Raw genomic sequence first — 16,020 nt, 5'->3', positions numbered from 1 at the left:
AGGCAGATGACCGGGCGCGACCCGGAGGAGAAGGGGCGAGCGGCGACGCCGTTGGAGCTGCTCTTCGACCTGACCTTCGTGGTGCCTTCGGCAACGCCGGCAACGAGATGGCGCACCTGGTGGCGGCCGGGCATACGTGGGCGGGGGTCGCGGGGTTCTGCTTTGCCATCTTCGGGATCACCTGGGCGTGGATCAACTTCAGTTGGTTCGCCTCGGCCCACCACACCGACGACTGGCCCTATCGCCTCATCGGGGAAACCGGTGCGGTGCTGGCAGTCGCGATCCCGGTGCTCGTTTTCGTCATCACGCTGTTCTCGCTCTGGGCTTTCCTGTTCCGCTCGCCGGACAAGGTCCACCCAATCACCGTGACGGCAACCTGCCTGGTGATCCTCACGTCAGTCTGGATGGCGACAGCCCACGTGCCGATCTCGGTCGCGCTGATCGTGTTGTGTTTCGCGCCTGCCCTGGTCGTCGTGGCCTATGAGTTGTACGGCCACCGACACCAGGCGCGTGCCCTCGCCGAGCGGTCGACCGGCGCACGACGCCGGATGCGTGGTGTGCGCCTGCTGTCCACCGACGGACTGACGCGCCGACCACTCGGAGCCGAGAGGTAGTGCAGGGGCTGACGAGCCGGGCGCGTCGGGTGGTCGCGGGGATTGCGCTGGCCGGCCTGGCTGGACTGGGCTCGGTGCTGACCTCGCTGCGAGCGGTGCCTCGGGCACAGGAACTGCCAGGCGCCGGACTGGTGGCGAGCTTCGCGGCATACGGGCTGGTTGTCTGGATGCTGGTCGCCGCTCTGGGCGGGGTCGTCTTGCGCGGTCGGCGGCGGGTCGTCGCAGTGGGGGTCGCGCTGGCGCTCGCCGCCTGGCACGCGGCGTGGATCGCGCCCTATTACCGCGCCGACGATCGGCCGCTGACCGGGCCACGAGTGACGATCCTGTCGGTGAATGTGCTTGGTGGAGCGGCGGATCCGGACGCCCTGACGCGCGCCGCGCAGGACGCCGATGTCGTCGTCCTGCTGGAATACGACAGGTCTACCGAGGCCGCGCTTGCCGGCAGGGGATGGGCCGAGCGCTTCCCGTATCACGTGGGCCGCGTGGGGGCCTGGGCCGAAGGCTCGGTGATCTTCGCGCGCCGGCCGCTGCGGCTCGTGCGCACCCTGCCCACGCAATTCGGCACCTATCTGGCCGTGGTCGACCCGGGACAGGCGAGCAGCTTCGGTCTCCTGGCCGGGCATCCCGTCAATCCGCCGATCAGCCGCACCGGATGGTTGCGCGAAGCACGGCTGATGACCGATGAGGCAGCGACGTATGCCGGCGCCCGCCTCGTCGTGATCGGCGACCTGAACTCCACGCCCGACCACGTCACGATCCGGCGGATGCGCGACGAAGCCGGCTTGCGCGACGCGGCCGACGAGGCAGGAGCGGGGTGGCTGCGCACCTACCCGGCCGACCGGGCATACGTGCCGGCGCTGTTGGGGCTCGACCAGACGCTGCTGCGCGGTGAGGTGTACGCCGAATCCGTGGAGACCGTGCGAGTGCCGGGCTCCGACCACCTCGGCATCCGGGCCGTCCTGCGAGTCGGCTGAGCGCGCGTCAGGGGCGACCTAACCTCTGCTAACACACGTTAGGTGAGGTCGAGCAGGGTAGACCCTGCTCGACCTCACCTAAACCCTGCTAGCAGGAGTTAGGAACGGGGGCGGGCCGCGAGCGCGGAGGCGAAGGACGGGGTCAGGGGCAGGCGGGGCAGGAGCATCGCCTGGACCGCGTGATAGGTGTCGGGCTTGCCCGACCAGGTGCCCGCGGCCGGGGTGTTGCCGGGCGCGAGTTCGGCGTGCCAGGACCCGCGCTCGTGGTCGACCAGGTTGGCCTTGGCGTAGTCCCACCACTGGCCGAACAACTCCGGCCACCGGGCATCCCCGGTCACGTGGTGCAGGGCCCAGGCCGCCCCCAGGGCTTCGGTCACCACCCAGTGCATTCGCGCGCGGGTCACCGGCGCGCCTGACCAGTCGGTGGTGTAGATGAAGCCGTCGTGGCCGTCGGCCGCCCACCCGTCGGCGATGGCGCGCTCCGCGAGCGCGACAGCGGCCGGCGTGGCCCAGTCCCACTCCGGCCCGCCGATGCTCGCCGCGGTCGCCAGGGTCAGCCGGGTCCACTCCAGCCCGTGGCCGATCGTCGAGCCATAGGGCCGGAAGGGATGGGCCGGGTCGTCACGGTTGTGCTCGAGCATCGGCTCCCAGTCGGGAGTGAAGTGCTCCGGGATGCGCCAGCCGTTCCCCCGCGCGAAGCCGTCGATCGTTCGCGTCACGATCCGCCCGGCGCGATGGTGCAAACGCTCGTCCCCGGTCACATCGCCGGCCGCGAGAAAAGCCTCGACCGTATGCATGTTCGCGTTGATCCCGCGATAGGCCTCCTCCGAGCGCCAGTTCGCCGAGAAGGATTCACGCGTCATACCGGCGGCGTCGTCCCAGAAGTGGTGGTCGTGCACGGCAAGGGCATCCGACAACAGATCGTCGGCGCCCCGGGCCTGGCACAGCTGCGCGCTCGACGCCGCGAGGATCACGAAAGAGTGCGCATAGGCCTCCTTCGCGAAGCCCGTGGGGCGTTCGCCGTCGGGCGAGATCGCGGCATACCAGCCGCCGAACTCGTCGTCGTGGAAGTTCTCGCCGAGTGCCTCGACGCCGTGCTCGACAAGCTCGAGGAAGCCGGGCTTGCCCAGCAGGTGACCGAGGGCACACACGTGCGTCATGCGGCCGGTGATCCACAACTGCAGGTCGCGCTCCTCGACCGCCCCGTCGTTATCGAGCCAGCCGAAACCACCCTCGACCGCCGACGCCCGGGTGAACTCCAGCAACCGGTCGGCCTCGGCCGCGAGCTCCTCGGCGGAGCACAGCAGGCGATCTGGGGCACCGGTCATACGCGCGAGCCTGCCACATCCCGCGGAGGCGAAACAGCGCGGCACGATGCCAGCGTGGCTGTCATGATGCGCAAATGACGCAGGCGGGTAGGGAGGTCGAGTCGCGATCGGTGTATGCCCGGCGGGCCTGGTTCGTCGCCGGCATCACGCTCGCCGCCCTCGTCGCCGCGGCTGCCTTCCGCTCCTCGACCGGCGTTCTCATGGAGCCCATCGAGCGCGAGTTCGGCTGGTCTCGCGCCACGACGTCCGGCGCCGTGAGCCTCAACCTCGTCCTCTACGGTCTGATCGCGCCCTTCGCCGCCGCCCTGCTCGAGCGGTATGGACCGCGGCGCGTCGTGTCGATCTCGCTGGCGATCGTCGGGGTGGCGTCCGCCGCGACCACGGTGATGACCGCGCCCTGGCAACTGTGGCTGCTGTGGGGGGTCGTCATCGGGCTCTCCACCGGGTCGATGGCGTTGGTGCTCGGGGCGATCATCGCCAACCGCTGGTTCGTGGCCCGCCGTGGCCTGGTCACTGGGCTCTTCTCCGGCGCCAGCGCGACCGGCCAACTGATCTTCCTCCCGGCGATCGCCGCGACGGCCACGTCCTACGGCTGGCGGTGGGCCGCCGCGATCGTCGCTGCGCTCGCCCTGGTGACCATGGCGCTGGTGGCGCTCTTCATCCGTGACCGGCCGCAGGATGCCGGCCTGATCCCGTATGGCGCCGTCCCCGGCTCCCCCGACGCCGCGCCGGCACCGCCGCCGTCGGTCTCACCCGTGGTGGCCGCGATCGCAGTGCTGCGGTCCGCCTCTCGCACGTGGACCTTCTGGGCGCTCATGCTGACCTTCTTCGTGTGCGGGTGGTCGACGAATGGCCTGGTCCAGACCCACTTCATCCCGGCGGCTCATGATCACGGGATGCCCGCGACGACAGCCGCCGGGCTGCTGGCGCTGGTGGGCATCTTCGACCTGGTCGGCACGATCGCCTCGGGCTGGCTGACCGACCGGGTCGACCCGCGGCTGCTGCTGGTCGGCTATTACGGGTTGCGCGGGGCGTCGCTGTTCACGGTCAACGCCTTCCTCGCGCCCAGTGTCGAACCGGGGATGTGGGTCTTCATCGTCTTCTACGGTCTCGACTGGGTGGCCACCGTCCCACCCACGGTTGCCTTGTGCCGCAGCCACTTCGGGCTGAACGACTCCGGAATTGTCTTCGGATGGACGTATGCCGCCCACATGGTCGGCGCCGGCCTCGGCGCCTCCTTCGCCGGTTGGATCCGCACGGTAGACGGCACCTATCGGACGGCGTGGGCGAGCGCCGGAGTGCTCTGCCTGATCGCGGCCTTCATCGCGCTGACCATTCCGCGACGCCCGGCGGCCGATCCCGATGCTCCGCCGGCCCCGCCCAGCCCGCCGCACCCGCACGAGCTGGACGACGCCGAAGAGATGGCCTTCACCTGAGTTTCCCGCCCGTCGCTGCGGCCAATGCATTTACGTGATGGGTACCCGGGGGCCCCCGAGAATGGGGCGGCAGCGCGGGCCTGACCCCTCAGCCCGGAGCGGCCCACGTCGGATCGAGCAGGGCGAGCAGGTCGGCGTGGACAGCGGCGCGCACGGCATCCAGCGCCTCGCGTGCGGTTCGCGCGCCTCGGGCGGCGGCGGCCAGCCCTTGGCAGTCGGGCAAGGAATGCAGGGACAGGGCATAGCGCACCATCGCCACCTTCGACGGCGCCATCGACAGGCTCCCGGCTCCCAAACCGGTCAGCACCAGGGCGAGCAGCGGATCGCCACCGGCTTCGCCGCAAACCCCCATCGGCCGGCCCGCTCGGGCCGCGCCTTCGCAGGCGGCCGCGATGACATCGAGCACGGCCGGCTGCCAGGGATCGAGGAGGTCCGATAACACCCCCTGCATCCGGTCGGCCGCCATGGTGTACTGCGCCAGGTCGTTGGTGCCGAGGCTGCCGAAATCGACGTCACGCAGCACGTGCTCGGAGCGCAACGCGGCGCCCGGCACCTCGATCATCACGCCGGCCCTGGGCAGTCCGTTCTCGCGAACCCGCCGCGCAAACCAATCGGCCTCTTCCGCCGTCGCCACCATGGGCGCCATGACCCGGACATCTGCTCCGGTGTCGCGGGCGGCCACGGCCAGCGCCTCCAGTTGAGCGTCGAGCAACTCCGGTCGTTCGGCCGAGAGCCGCAGGCCGCGCCGGCCGAGCGCCGGGTTCTCCTCCGGCCCGAGGTCGGCGAACGCCAGCGGCTTGTCGGCGCCAGCATCCAGGGTGCGCACGACAACGCGCCGGGAGCCGAAGGGCGCGAAAACCCGCCGATAGATCTCCGCCTGCTCCGCGACCGTGGGCGCCTTGTCAGAGGAGAGAAAAACGAACTCGGTGCGGAAGAGCCCGACCCCTTCGAGGTCCTGCGGCCCGGCTGCCTCGGCGTCCTCGACGCCACCGATATTGGCCAGCAGGGCCACATGATGCCCGTCCCGAGTCAGCCCCGGACCCGACGACGCGGCGAGCGCCTCGGCCCGCGCTCGACGCCGCTCTTGTTGTGCCGCAACGAGCTTCGGGTCGGGCGCGATGGTGACCACGCCTGAATCACCGTCGATTGCCACCAGCATTCCGGACGGTATGGCGGTCGCACCGGCTACCTGCACGACCGCTGGAATTCCCATCTGCGCGGCAAGGATGGCCGTATGACTGGTCCGTCCACCGGTCTGGGTGATGATCCCGGCGACGAGCGCCCGGTTCAAGGTCGCGGTCTCCGCCGGCGCGAGGTCCTCGGCGACGATGATGCTCGGCTCGGTAAGGTGCGGCACGCCGGGCGCCGGCACGCCGAGCACGGCGGCCACAGCACGCGCGCCGACATCGCGCAGATCGGTGACCCGCTCGGCAAAGTAGCCGCCGAGCGCCTCGAACTGCGCGGCATACTCCTCGACCGCGGCCGCGATGGCCGTCGCCTTGCCGCGACCCGCCGCCAGGTGCGTGGTGGCCGCCTTGAGCAGGCCCTTGTCCTTGGCGATCAATGCCGTCGCCTTGAGGATTTGCTGGGCCGTGTCGTCAGCGGTCGCAGCGCGCGTCTGCAGCTCGCCGGCAACGGCGGCGAAGGCCGCCCTGACCTCGGCGAGCGCGGCCTCCGCATCGGTCGTCGGCGCCTCGTTCACCGGCGGCCGGACCGCCGGTGCAACCTGCACCACCGGCCCGTATGCCGTGCCCGGGCTGACGCCGATCCCCACCTTGGTCTCGGTGCCCACGCGTCGACTACTCGGCGTCGAGGTCGCGGGAGAGCAAAGCGACGAGCGAGTCGAGGGCCTGCTCGGCGCCCTCCCCGTCGGCAGTGAGGACGACCTCTTCGCCGTGGGTGGCGCCCAGGGCCATCACGCCCAGGATGCTGGTCGCGTCGACGGCGTCCTCGCCGGGACGCCCGATCTCGATGTCGAGCCCGGTCTCGGACGCGGCCTCGACGAAGAGGGCGGCCGGGCGGGCGTGCAGACCGACGGAGGAGGCGATGGTGACGGTGCGCTGTGCCATGTGAGTGTTCTCTTTCTGTGGGCTGGGGGCGGTCGGTGGTCGGGGTTCGGAAGTCCGAGTGGGAGTGGTCAGGCCTCCACGGTCTGCGCGGCGGCTGCTGCAGCACTGTGGTCGCGCCGCTTGAGGAAGACAACGATGCCGGTCATCACCAGCACGCCGATGATCAGGCCGAGCAGGAAGACCCAGAGCTTGCCGATCAACAACCCCACCCAGATACCGCCGTGGGGAGCCATCAAGGTGGAGCCGAGCGCCATGACGATGCCGCCGGTCAGGGCCGACCCGATGACCGAGGAAACCATGATGCGCACGGGATCGGCCGCGGCGAAGGGGATCGCTCCTTCGGAGATGAAGGATGCCCCGAGCAACCAGGCCGCCTTGCCGTTCTCGCGCTCCGGCTCGGAGAACAACTGCGGACGGATGGTGGTGGCGAGGGCCATGGCCAGGGGCGCTACCATACCGGCCGCCATGACGGCAGCCATGATCTTGTATTGGGTCGCATCGGCCGCGAGATTCTTCGACAACCCTTCGGTCAGGCCGGCCACGCCGAAGGAGTAGGCGACCTTGTTGACCGGGCCGCCGAGGTCGAAGCCCATCATGGCGCCGAGGATCAAGCCCAACAGGATAGCGCTGCTGCCGCCCATGCCCTCCAGCGCGGACGTCAGATTCGACATCAGCCAGGTGATCGGGCGGCCGAGGATCGTGATGAACAGCCCGGCGGTCAGGAAGGTCGAGACCAAGGGAATGACGACCACCGGCATGACGCCGCGGACGTTCTTGTGCACCTTCCACCGTGAGACCCACAAGGCGAGATAGCCGCCGAGGAAGCCGGTGGCCAGGCCGCCGAGGAAGCCCGCACCCATACTGGTCGCGATCGCCCCGCCGACGATGCCGGGGACGAGACCGGGGCGGTCGGCAATGGCATACGCGATGAAGCCGGACAGGATCGGGACGAGGAGCCGAAGGCCGCCGCACCGATGACAACAAGCAGTGCCGCCCAGCTCGTCAGGCTCACCGGATTGAAGTGCTGGACGATGTTGTAGTTGCCCTCGGCGGTCAGTCCGTATTTGACGATCTCGACCGGGCCCTCCTTGCCAAGCGCGAAGTTCGAGAGCATGAAGCCCAGGGCGATCATGATGCCGCCGGCGGCAACGAAGGGAATCATGTAGGACACGCCGGTCATCAGCATCTGCCGGATCCGCGTTCCGACGCCCGCGCTCGCGTCGACCTTGGTGACCATGCCGCCGCCACCGCCGCTCGTGGCAACGCCACCCGCAGCAGCCGCCGCGGCGAGGCTCGGGTCGGTCTTCCATTTCGCGACCAGGTCCGCGGCTTCCGCGACGAGCGCGGGCCCGTCGGCGATGGCCTTCTTGACGCCGACGTCGACGGTCGGCTTGCCGGCGAACCGGCCGATGTCCTTGACCGGCAGGTCGTGCGCGAAGATCACGGCGTCCGCAGCGGCGATCTCGGCCGCCGGGATGGGCGTGGTGCCCGCCGATCCCTGGGTCTCGACGGTGATCGTATGACCGGCCGCCTTCGCCGCCCGCTCGAGCCCTTCCGCCGCCATATAGGTATGCGCAATCCCCGTCGGGCACGAGGTGACGCCGACGAAGTGCAGGCTCCGGACCGGCGCCGTGGCCGCAACATCCTGCGGTCGGACGCCCGGGGTGGCGATAACCGATGCCCCTGGCGCCGGGGCGAGCCCGGTCGCAGGCGCCACGGCCGCAGCGGGCGCGGGAGCCGGGTCCAGGGAGACCGCGTTGTTCACGATCTCGACGATCTCGGCCTCGGTGGTGGCGGCCTGAAGCGCGGCCTTGAACTCCTTCTTCATCAGCGCGCGTGCCAGCTTCGGCAGCATCTGCATGTGCGCATCCCCGCCAGCCTCGGGCGCGGCGATCAGGAAGATCAACTGGGCCGGCCCGTCCTTGGCGCCCCAGTCGATGCCATCGGCGATCCGGCCGAAGACGAGCGACGGCTCCGTGATCGCCGCGCTCCGCGCATGGGGGATGCCGATGCCGCCCGGCAGCCCCGTCGCCATCGTCTCCTCCCGCTTGCGCACGTCGGCCAGGAAGGTGTCGATGTCGGTGCATCGGCCGCTGGTTACCAGCGTTTGCGCAAGCGTGCGCGTCGCCGCGTGGCGATCGACGCCGGTCAGGTCGAGGACCACCTGACCTTCGTTGATGAGGGGCATTCGCATTCCTTTCAGACAGCGGCGAAGTCAGCCGGCGAGGGCAAGGGAGCGATCGAGATGGGCATCGACCTGCACCGGAATGCCGATCAAGTCCTCTGGTGTGGGCACGCGGCTGCCCGGGAGGGTGACAGCCGCGGCCCCCCACAGCACCCCCTGACGGAGTGCGCCCACCGGGTCGGCGCCATGGGCGAGGGCGTCGAGGACGCCCGCAAGAAGGCAGTCTCCGGCCCCGACGCTGGACAGCGGCGCGGTGATCGTGGCGCGGGCGTAGGCGAGCACGTCATTGCCGACCACGATCGCGCCGTCGGCGCCCAGGCTGACATACACCAAGGCGATACCCTCCTCGACCAGCTCGTATGCCGCGTCCACCACCTCGCCGAGCACGGTCAGCGGGCGGCCGACGAGTTCGGCGAGCTCGTCGAGATTGGGTTTGATCAGCGTCGGGCAGGCGGCCAAGGCTGCGGCCATCGGCGCTCCGGAACTGTCGATGGCGACCCGGGTGCCGCGGTCACGAGCGGCGGCGACCAGATCGGCATACCAATTGGTGGGCGCTCCGGGCGGCAGGCTGCCGCTGCCGAGCACCCACGTGGCGCCGACCGCCGCGTCCGCCGTCGCGGCGAGCAGTGCCTGCGCCTCGCCGTCGCTCAGGACCGGGCCGGGTTCATTCAGCTTGGTGGTCGTGCCGTTTGGTTCGACCACGGCGACATTCATCCGCACCGAACCCCCGACGTCGATCGGACGGTGCGCGACCCCGGCCGTGGCGAGAAGCTCGCCGAGCAGGTGACCCTCCGGCCCGCCGAGCGGTGCCAAGGCCAGGGTCGGGGAGTCCTGCGCGGTCAGGGCACGAGAGACATTGATGCCCTTGCCGCCCGGGTCGATCCGGCTTGACGTGGCTCGGTGGACCTGGCCGGCACGCAGGTCGTCGACGGCGATGGTGCGGTCGATGCTGGGATTGGGCGTGACGGTGATGATCATGCAAGCACGACCTCGGGTCCGGCGGCGCGGATCTCCGCGGCGACGTCCTCACCCAGCCCGGCGTCCGTCAACACCAGGTCGATGTCCGACAAGTGGGCGAACCGGTGCATGTGGTCATCGCCGGCCTTGCTCGAGTCGCTGACCAGGACCGCTCGCCGAGCGACCGCGACCATGGCGCGTTTGACCTGACATTCGGATTGGTCGGGTGTGGTCAGGCCCCGTGCCGCCGAGAAGCCATTGGCCCCCAGAACCGCGAGATCGACGACCAGATCCGCAAGGGCCTTGGTCGCCCACTCACCGACGGCTGCTCCCGTGACCCCCCGGACGCGGCCGCCGAGCAGGTAGAGGTTGACGCCCGGGTGATTCTCCAGCGCAACCGCGATCGGGATGGAGTTGGTCACCACCGTGAGATCGATATCGGGTGGCAGCAGGTCGACGATGGCCGCCGTTGTCGAGCCGGCGTCGAAGAGGACGGTGCCCTCGCGGGGCAGCAGTTCCAACGCCCGGGCGGCGATGCGCCGCTTCTCCTCGGTCAGCCTTCCGGCCCGCGTCGCGAGGGTCGGCTCGAGTTCCAGGCGCTCCACGGGAATGGCGCCACCGTGCACCCGCCGAAGCGTGCCGCGGCGCTCGAGCGCGGTCAGGTCGCGTCGGATCGTCTCGGTCGCCACGCCCAGCTGCTCGGCGAGCAGGACCACCTCAACTCGACCGGCCTCGCGCGCCTCGCGCATGATCCGCTGCTGGCGTTCCGCGGCATACATCCTGTGGACTCCTTCGTCCCCCAAACCCACACCTTGTGGGCTGCAGAACACAACAAAACCACATCTATGCGTCGATGTGAAGCGAAACGGGCGCCCGTTTATGTGGTTTCCACGATGTGGACATTAGACCGTATGCGTGCGCAGCAAGTCGACCACGCGGCGCGCCGCGGGCGCGGCCGAGATGGCATCACGAACTAGGGCATAGATATGGCGGACAGGCACCGGATCGGTGAGCGCGACGATGCGCACATGTGGGGGCAACTCGACGGTCGCCAGGACCGGCAGCATCGTCACCCCGATGCCGGCATCGACGAACGCGAGAGCGCTGATGTGGTCGGCGGCCTGGACGATATAGCGCGGCGAGAAACCCGCCGCGGCAAAAGCCTTGGCTTGCACCTCATGGACGGGTGAGCCCGTGAAGTCATTGGCGACGAATTCGTCATCGCGGAAGTCCGCGAGCCGTGCGGTGACTCGGTCGGCGAGCGGATGCGAGCGGGGCACGACCATGACGAAGGGGTCGTCGATCAGGGGCACCCGACCGAAGCCGGACGGAATCGCCTCGTCAGGGACTTCGATCCGGACATCGATATCGGGCTGGGTCAGCGGCGAACCACCGGGCACGTCGTTGAGCACGAGTTCGACCATCATTTCGGGGAACTCCGCACGCAGGGTCCGCACGATGCGCGGCATCAAGGCCAGCCCCGCCGACGCGAAATGGCCGATCGTCAGGTGCCCGGTCTTGCCCTCGCGCAGGTCGCGCACCAACGCGCCCAAGCGATTCAGGCTGCGCAACGCATCACCGGAGGCGATCGCCACCCGCATGCCCACCGGGGTTGGCCGCACGCCACGGCCGGCGCGCTCGAGCAGGACCAGCCCGGTCTCCCGCTGCAAGGCCGCCACCTGCTGGCTGACCGCCGACGGCGTCAGCCGGAGTTGGTCGGCAGCCGCCTGCACCGACCCGGTGGCCACGACGGAACGGAAGGTGCGCAGGCGCTGGGGATCGAGCATACGACAATCTTAATCACTGCTAATGGGTCATGCAGTAAAGCGCGCTTGTCCTGAATATTTCGGAGGCGCACAATAGAGGCATGGACAAGGCAATCGACCGGGACTACGCCCGCATGATGAACGAACTCCGGGCCGCGAGCCAGGACTGGCACCACGACGTGCGTGAGCCGCGCAAGCGCTCGCTCTCGCTGCGCCGCCGCCTCACGCGTCACTGACGCAAACGACACCCAGGGCGACCACGCGAGTGGTCGCCTTTGTCATGCCCGCCCGGCTGCGGCGGACCGACGCGGCCAGCAGAGCACGACGAGCGCGATGAGCAGCAGATTGCGCAGCAGCAGCAACCAGATGGGCAAGGTCTCAACGTCCACGAGCGACCAGTAGTACCCCGGAAAGTACAACTGGGTCGCGACCATCGTCGCGCAGGTCATGCCCAGCGCGGCCAGGCCACGGCGGCCGGGGATGAGCAGCGTCGCCGGCACGATCCAGAGGAGATACTGCGGCGAAAGCACCTTCGAGCCCACGACGAGCAGCACGATCGTGCTCGCGAGCACGGTGACGGCCAAGCGCGCGTCGGCGGGAGCCGGGCGCCGGGTCAGGCGGCGAACGAACCTCGCGACGAGGACGACGATCGCCAGCACCGAGGCCACCATCGTGATCTGCGCAAAGGCCGTCACACCCGCGCCGACCGGCCCTTGAGAGCCGAAGGTTGAGTCGATCACGACCGGGCGCCCGGTGATCGTATGCAGCGCGAGGACGATGCTGGAGGCCGTCGACTCGATCTGCGCGCCCCGGGCCGTATGGAAGTGCACCACATAGCGCAGTCCGTCCGGCGCCCAGAGCACCACCGACGCCACGATCGCGACGCCGGCGGCGATCGCGAGCGCGAGCGAACGGGTGGCCCGCCGCCAGTCGGTGCGGTGCGCCTGCCAGATCACCAGGGCCGGCGCGAGCGCCGCGGGGACGATCTTGAGCAGGGTCGCGACGATCAACAGGCCCCACATCCAGCGCCAACGCGTGGCCAGGGCCGCGACAAGGAGCCAGGACACGACGGCGGTGACCACCGCGTCATACCGGGTCGTGATGAGGGAGCCGAGCATCAACGGCAGCGCTGCCATCGACAGCCCGATCAGCGCCTGGCGCCGCTGGGCATAGCCGAGCAGACCCGCGGCCGTCGTCGCCCCGCCGGTCGCGATTGCCCAGGTCACGGCCATCAGCCGGCCGAAGCTCTGCGTCAGGTCGTGCCCGGGGACGAGGGATGCGAGCCAGAAGAGCACCGCTGCGCCGGGCGGGTATTCGAGATCGAGATCGCGATAAGGCAACCGGCCCGCCTTGATCCCCTCGACAACCCGCTCGTAGACGCCGATGTCGGTCAGGCCCGGCCGGGCCCACGGCCCGACGTGCGTATAGGGGCCGACCCACATCAGCAGCGCCAGGACGGCGCACGCCAGCGGGAGGAGCCACGGCCGGTGCCTGCCCGACGACGGGCGCGCCGCGGCATACCGGCCGGGTCGCCGATCGAGGTAGCCGCCGGTCACAAGGGCGATTATGTCCCGCTCACCGTTCGGCCCTGACGCGCCTCGCGGGCGGCCTGGAGGCGGGTCGAGGTGCGCATCACGGCCGGGGCAAAGCGTTGGGTGCGCCACGACAGCGCGGCGAAGCCGCCGACGGTGATGACCGGCCGGTCGTCCTCGACGCCACGCAAGGCCACCTCGGCGACCCTCGCTGGCGTCGTCAAGCGCGGCTGATAGAGGCGAGTGTTGCGGCGGAAGCTTCCCACGGCATACGAGCGGGAGGGCTCGAAGGGCTCGTCGATGAGCTTTGTGTCGACATAGGCGGGCAGACGACATTGACCTGGATGCCGTGGCGGCGTGCCTCCGCGCGCAGCGCCTGCGAGAACCCGACGACCGCCCACTTCGTCGTCGCATAGGGCGTCATCCTCGGCGCCGGGATCAGGCCCGCCAGCGAACCGGTGTTGAGGATGACGCCGGCGCTCGCCTTGCCCACGCGCTGCCGCAGCATCACCCCGTATGCCGCGTGCGCGCCGTGGATGACGCCGCGCAGGTGCACATCGATCGCCTTCGCCCAGTGGCGCTCGGTGGTTTCCTCGAACGGGCCCGCGAAGAGCACGCCGGCGTTGTTGACCATCATCTCGAGCCGGCCCCGCTCGCTCGCCAACTGCTCGACGAGGGCGAGGACGGCGGCACGGTCGGCCACATCGAGTTGTGCGGCGACCGCCTGTCCGGGGCCGGTGGCGGTGAGCTCACGCGCGGCGCGCTCGGCCGCTTCGCCGTCGAGGTCGGCGAGCACGGCATACGTCCCGCGGGCGACGAGGGCGGCGGCGAGGGCCGGCCGATGCCGGATGCGCCGCCGGTGATGATGGCCGTCGCCGGCCGGAACTCGGTCATGGAACGAAGGCTACGGCGAGCGCAGTGGCGTGGCCGGGGCGACGCTGACCACGCGCAGCGGCTCGCTGTGCGCGCAGGTGCGCAGCGGATCGACCGGGCGGGTGTCGACCACGGCGCCGTTGACGAGCGAGACGTTGTCATAGGCGGGACGGCCCTCGACGATATTGGTGAACTGGTAGCGGCGCACCGCCGTCAGCCGGCAGGTGGCGCCGAAATCGAGCAGGTCGAAGGCCGAGGGCTGGCCCACGAGTTCCTCCCCGCCTTGGCCCGGCACGAAGTGCGTGAGCGGCCCACCGCCGGTGAAGGTGCCGGCCTGGAGGCGATTGCCCTCGCGGTAGGCGGTGTGCATGTGGCCGTTGATCAGCACTCCGGCGCGCGGGATGCCCTGGACCGCCCAGGGCTCGTGCGAGACGACCACATCGACCGCCGGGCGTTGCGCGAAGCTGGCCAGCCAGCGCTGCTTGGGGGCCTGGGACTTCTCGGCCGACCCCTTGCCGCCGTCGCCCCAGTAGCGCACATCGTTGAAGCCCGCGATCGTGATCCCCGCGACGTCGACCTCCTGATAGAGGCTGTCAGTCGGCTGCAGGAGAATGACATTCGGGATCTCGGCGAGGCGGTTGAGGACGGCGGTGTCGGTCGGCGAGATGGCGTCGTGGTTGCCGCGGACGAACAGATAGGGGACGCCGAGCGACTCGATGCCCGTGTAGAGATCGGCGATCGTGCCCTCCCCGGGCGTGCCGAAGTTGACCAGGTCACCGGCGTCGATGACCAGGTCGACGTCCTCGCTGCGGATGATCGACGCCATCAGGGGGTACTGGTTGCCGGCGTGGATGTCGGAGACCAGCAGGATGCGGAGCACCTGGCCGTCGGCGATCTCGGCCGGCTGATAGCGCTCCTGGAGCGCGGCGCTGAGCGCGATGACATTCTGCAGGTAGGGCGCCACCTCGGCCGACCGGGCCTGCAGGTCGTCCAGAATTCCGGCCCGATTCCGGACCGTGCCGAGCAGCCCGGTGGCGTTGATCTGCTCGGGTGTGGCGCCGGCAAATGTCCCGAAGGCGGCCAGGGCGACGATGGCCTGCGCGCCGAGCCAACTCCCGGTGGCGATGGCAAGGGTGCGCCAGCCGGGGCGCCGGTGACGCCAGGCGCTCCGTGCGACGACGGCAGCCGTCGCCGCGACCAGGCCACCGGCGGCGAAACGCAGCGCCAGACCAGTGAGCGCGGCGGCGATCGCGGCGTCCTGCTCGGCCGGCGTGGGCTGGAGACTCCGGATGGAGGCGCCCGCCGCGCCGATCGCCTCGGTGATCTCGGCGCGGACCTGCGGCTGGACGCGCACGCCCGGCGCGAGGCCGCGAAAGCTCAGGTCCACGTCGCCGAGAACGGTCTCGATCACCACGCGGGAGACGTCGCGGGGATCGGGCGAGAGACTCACCCGGGCCGAGAAGTTCGCCGTGCTCGCCGGCACCGGAGCCAGGATTGTGGTCACGATGCCGGCGCAAACGCAGGCCATGGTGGTCACGCCCAGACCGAGCAGTTGACGCATCTGCCGCGATCCGAGCCGGTGGCCGGCCATCCACCAGGCGCGGACGGCGGCGACGTTCAGCCAGCCGAGCGCGGCGAGCACGGCAACCCGTTCGAGGAGCCCGTATGCCTGCACCTCCCGCCCGACCAGCACGGCACCGGTGAGCAGGGCGACCAGCAGGCCGCTGACCGCGAGCCCGGTGCGCACGCCGGCGGGCGCCGGCGCAGGTTCGTCGGGCCGGCGCGCTGGCGCAGGTCTGACGGGCCGGCCCGCTGGCGCAGGTTCGTCGGGCCGGCGCGCTGGCGCAGGTTCTTCGGTAAATGCCGGCCACAGGGCGAGGCTCAGCGCGCCGACGGCGGCGACCAGCCCCGAGGGCCAGCTCCAGCCGACGTCGGAGCCGCGCGGGGCGAGGGCAAGGACGGTGAAGGCGGCACCCGCCAGCGTGAGCACCAGGGCCGCAGCTCGGGGCAGGCGCGGCAGGCTCCAGGCGACCACCAGCACGAGCAGGCCCGTGACGGCCGCGGTGGCCGCGGCGACCCAGCGATGCGGCGTGCCGCTGGCGAGCAGCAGAGTGGCCGAGTCGCGGGTCGGGTCAAATCCCAGCGGTTGCAGCTCGGCGGCGAGCCGGCTCCCGGCGCCCAAGATCAGGAAGGCGAGCGCGGCCGCTGCAACCGCGAGCGGTGGGTGTCCCCGCCGGCCTGGTCGCTGCCCGACCCGCCACGTCACGAGGCCACCCCGAGACGTTT

The 16,020-nt window shown here is 70.3% G+C and carries 15 protein-coding genes and 1 pseudogene; 4 read left to right on the top strand and 12 right to left on the bottom strand.

Going from position 1 to position 16,020, the window contains the following annotated elements; genetic code table 11:
• The first annotated feature begins 107 nt into the window (after positions 1–107).
• Both ABD209_RS05665 and ABD209_RS05660 read left to right on the top strand, forming a co-directional pair.
• On the top strand, positions 108–614 hold the full coding sequence (locus ABD209_RS05665) for a low temperature requirement protein A (protein WP_344063334.1): 507 nt from the start codon (positions 108–110) through the stop codon (positions 612–614).
• Complete coding sequence (locus ABD209_RS05660; RefSeq protein WP_344063331.1) at positions 614–1,588, top strand: endonuclease/exonuclease/phosphatase family protein; 975 nt, start codon at positions 614–616, stop codon at positions 1,586–1,588. Before ABD209_RS05665 ends, ABD209_RS05660 begins: the two co-directional genes overlap by 1 nt.
• 98 nt (positions 1,589–1,686) lie before the next feature.
• On the opposite strand, the gene ABD209_RS05655 is transcribed toward ABD209_RS05660, so the two are convergent.
• Entirely contained in the window at positions 1,687–2,916 is a 1,230-nt protein-coding gene (locus ABD209_RS05655; protein WP_344063328.1) for an AGE family epimerase/isomerase, read from the bottom strand.
• A 74-nt stretch (positions 2,917–2,990) separates the two neighbouring features.
• Between ABD209_RS05655 and ABD209_RS05650 the strand changes: the two genes are divergently transcribed.
• Entirely contained in the window at positions 2,991–4,352 is a 1,362-nt protein-coding gene (locus tag ABD209_RS05650; RefSeq protein WP_344063325.1) for an MFS transporter, read from the top strand.
• Between the two features lie 88 nt (positions 4,353–4,440).
• On the opposite strand, the gene ptsP is transcribed toward ABD209_RS05650, so the two are convergent.
• From ptsP to ABD209_RS05615, 7 genes and pseudogenes are all read right to left on the bottom strand, one after another.
• The gene (gene ptsP / locus ABD209_RS05645) at positions 4,441–6,144 is read right to left on the bottom strand and encodes a phosphoenolpyruvate--protein phosphotransferase (protein ID WP_344063322.1); all 1,704 of its coding nucleotides are present in this window, start codon (positions 6,142–6,144) and stop codon (positions 4,441–4,443) included.
• 7 nt (positions 6,145–6,151) lie between these two features.
• Positions 6,152–6,421, bottom strand: coding sequence for an HPr family phosphocarrier protein (locus tag ABD209_RS05640; protein WP_344063319.1), 270 nt, complete (start codon positions 6,419–6,421; stop codon positions 6,152–6,154).
• Between the two features lie 68 nt (positions 6,422–6,489).
• Positions 6,490–7,731, bottom strand: a complete 1,242-nt coding sequence (locus ABD209_RS05635) for a fructose-specific PTS transporter subunit EIIC (RefSeq protein WP_344063424.1) — start codon at positions 7,729–7,731, stop codon at positions 6,490–6,492.
• A gap of 71 nt (positions 7,732–7,802) precedes the next feature.
• A pseudogene (locus ABD209_RS05630) lies at positions 7,803–8,609 on the bottom strand (fructose PTS transporter subunit IIA); the annotation flags it as partial.
• 27 nt (positions 8,610–8,636) lie between these two features.
• On the bottom strand, positions 8,637–9,584 hold the full coding sequence (pfkB, locus tag ABD209_RS05625) for a 1-phosphofructokinase (protein WP_344063316.1): 948 nt from the start codon (positions 9,582–9,584) through the stop codon (positions 8,637–8,639).
• A complete protein-coding gene (locus ABD209_RS05620) occupies positions 9,581–10,342 on the bottom strand; it encodes a DeoR/GlpR family DNA-binding transcription regulator (protein WP_324388485.1) in 762 nt (253 codons plus the stop codon). Before ABD209_RS05620 ends, pfkB begins: the two co-directional genes overlap by 4 nt.
• 123 nt (positions 10,343–10,465) lie before the next feature.
• Entirely contained in the window at positions 10,466–11,350 is an 885-nt protein-coding gene (locus ABD209_RS05615; protein ID WP_344063314.1) for a LysR family transcriptional regulator, read from the bottom strand.
• Between the two features lie 80 nt (positions 11,351–11,430).
• Here ABD209_RS05615 and ABD209_RS05610 point away from each other — a divergent pair, with 80 nt between their 5' ends.
• Positions 11,431–11,565 carry a hypothetical protein gene (locus ABD209_RS05610; RefSeq protein ID WP_324388482.1) on the top strand — a complete coding sequence of 45 codons (135 nt, stop codon included), beginning with the start codon at positions 11,431–11,433 and terminating at the stop codon, positions 11,563–11,565.
• A 42-nt stretch (positions 11,566–11,607) separates the two neighbouring features.
• Here ABD209_RS05610 and ABD209_RS05605 read toward each other — a convergent pair whose 3' ends face one another.
• From ABD209_RS05605 to ABD209_RS05590, 4 genes are read right to left on the bottom strand one after another with little or no spacing between them, the layout of a single operon-like run.
• Positions 11,608–12,885 (bottom strand): glycosyltransferase 87 family protein, encoded by a 1,278-nt coding sequence (locus tag ABD209_RS05605; protein ID WP_344063310.1) that lies wholly within the window; start codon positions 12,883–12,885, stop codon positions 11,608–11,610.
• Positions 12,886–12,893: 8 nt separating this feature from the next.
• A complete protein-coding gene (locus tag ABD209_RS05600; protein ID WP_344063307.1) occupies positions 12,894–13,085 on the bottom strand; it encodes a hypothetical protein in 192 nt (63 codons plus the stop codon).
• The gene (locus tag ABD209_RS05595) at positions 13,082–13,711 is read right to left on the bottom strand and encodes an SDR family oxidoreductase (RefSeq protein ID WP_344063421.1); all 630 of its coding nucleotides are present in this window, start codon (positions 13,709–13,711) and stop codon (positions 13,082–13,084) included. Before ABD209_RS05595 ends, ABD209_RS05600 begins: the two co-directional genes overlap by 4 nt.
• A gap of 54 nt (positions 13,712–13,765) precedes the next feature.
• Positions 13,766–16,000: a metallophosphoesterase gene (locus ABD209_RS05590; protein ID WP_344063304.1), complete on the bottom strand. Its 2,235-nt coding sequence runs from the start codon at positions 15,998–16,000 to the stop codon at positions 13,766–13,768.
• Positions 16,001–16,020: the final 20 nt, after the last annotated feature.

The sequence above is a fragment of the Nostocoides vanveenii genome (assembly GCF_039531165.1).
GTDB classification, from domain to species: Bacteria; Actinomycetota; Actinomycetes; order Actinomycetales; family Dermatophilaceae; genus Nostocoides_A; species Nostocoides_A vanveenii.
This window is presented reverse-complemented; position numbering and strand designations above follow the sequence as displayed.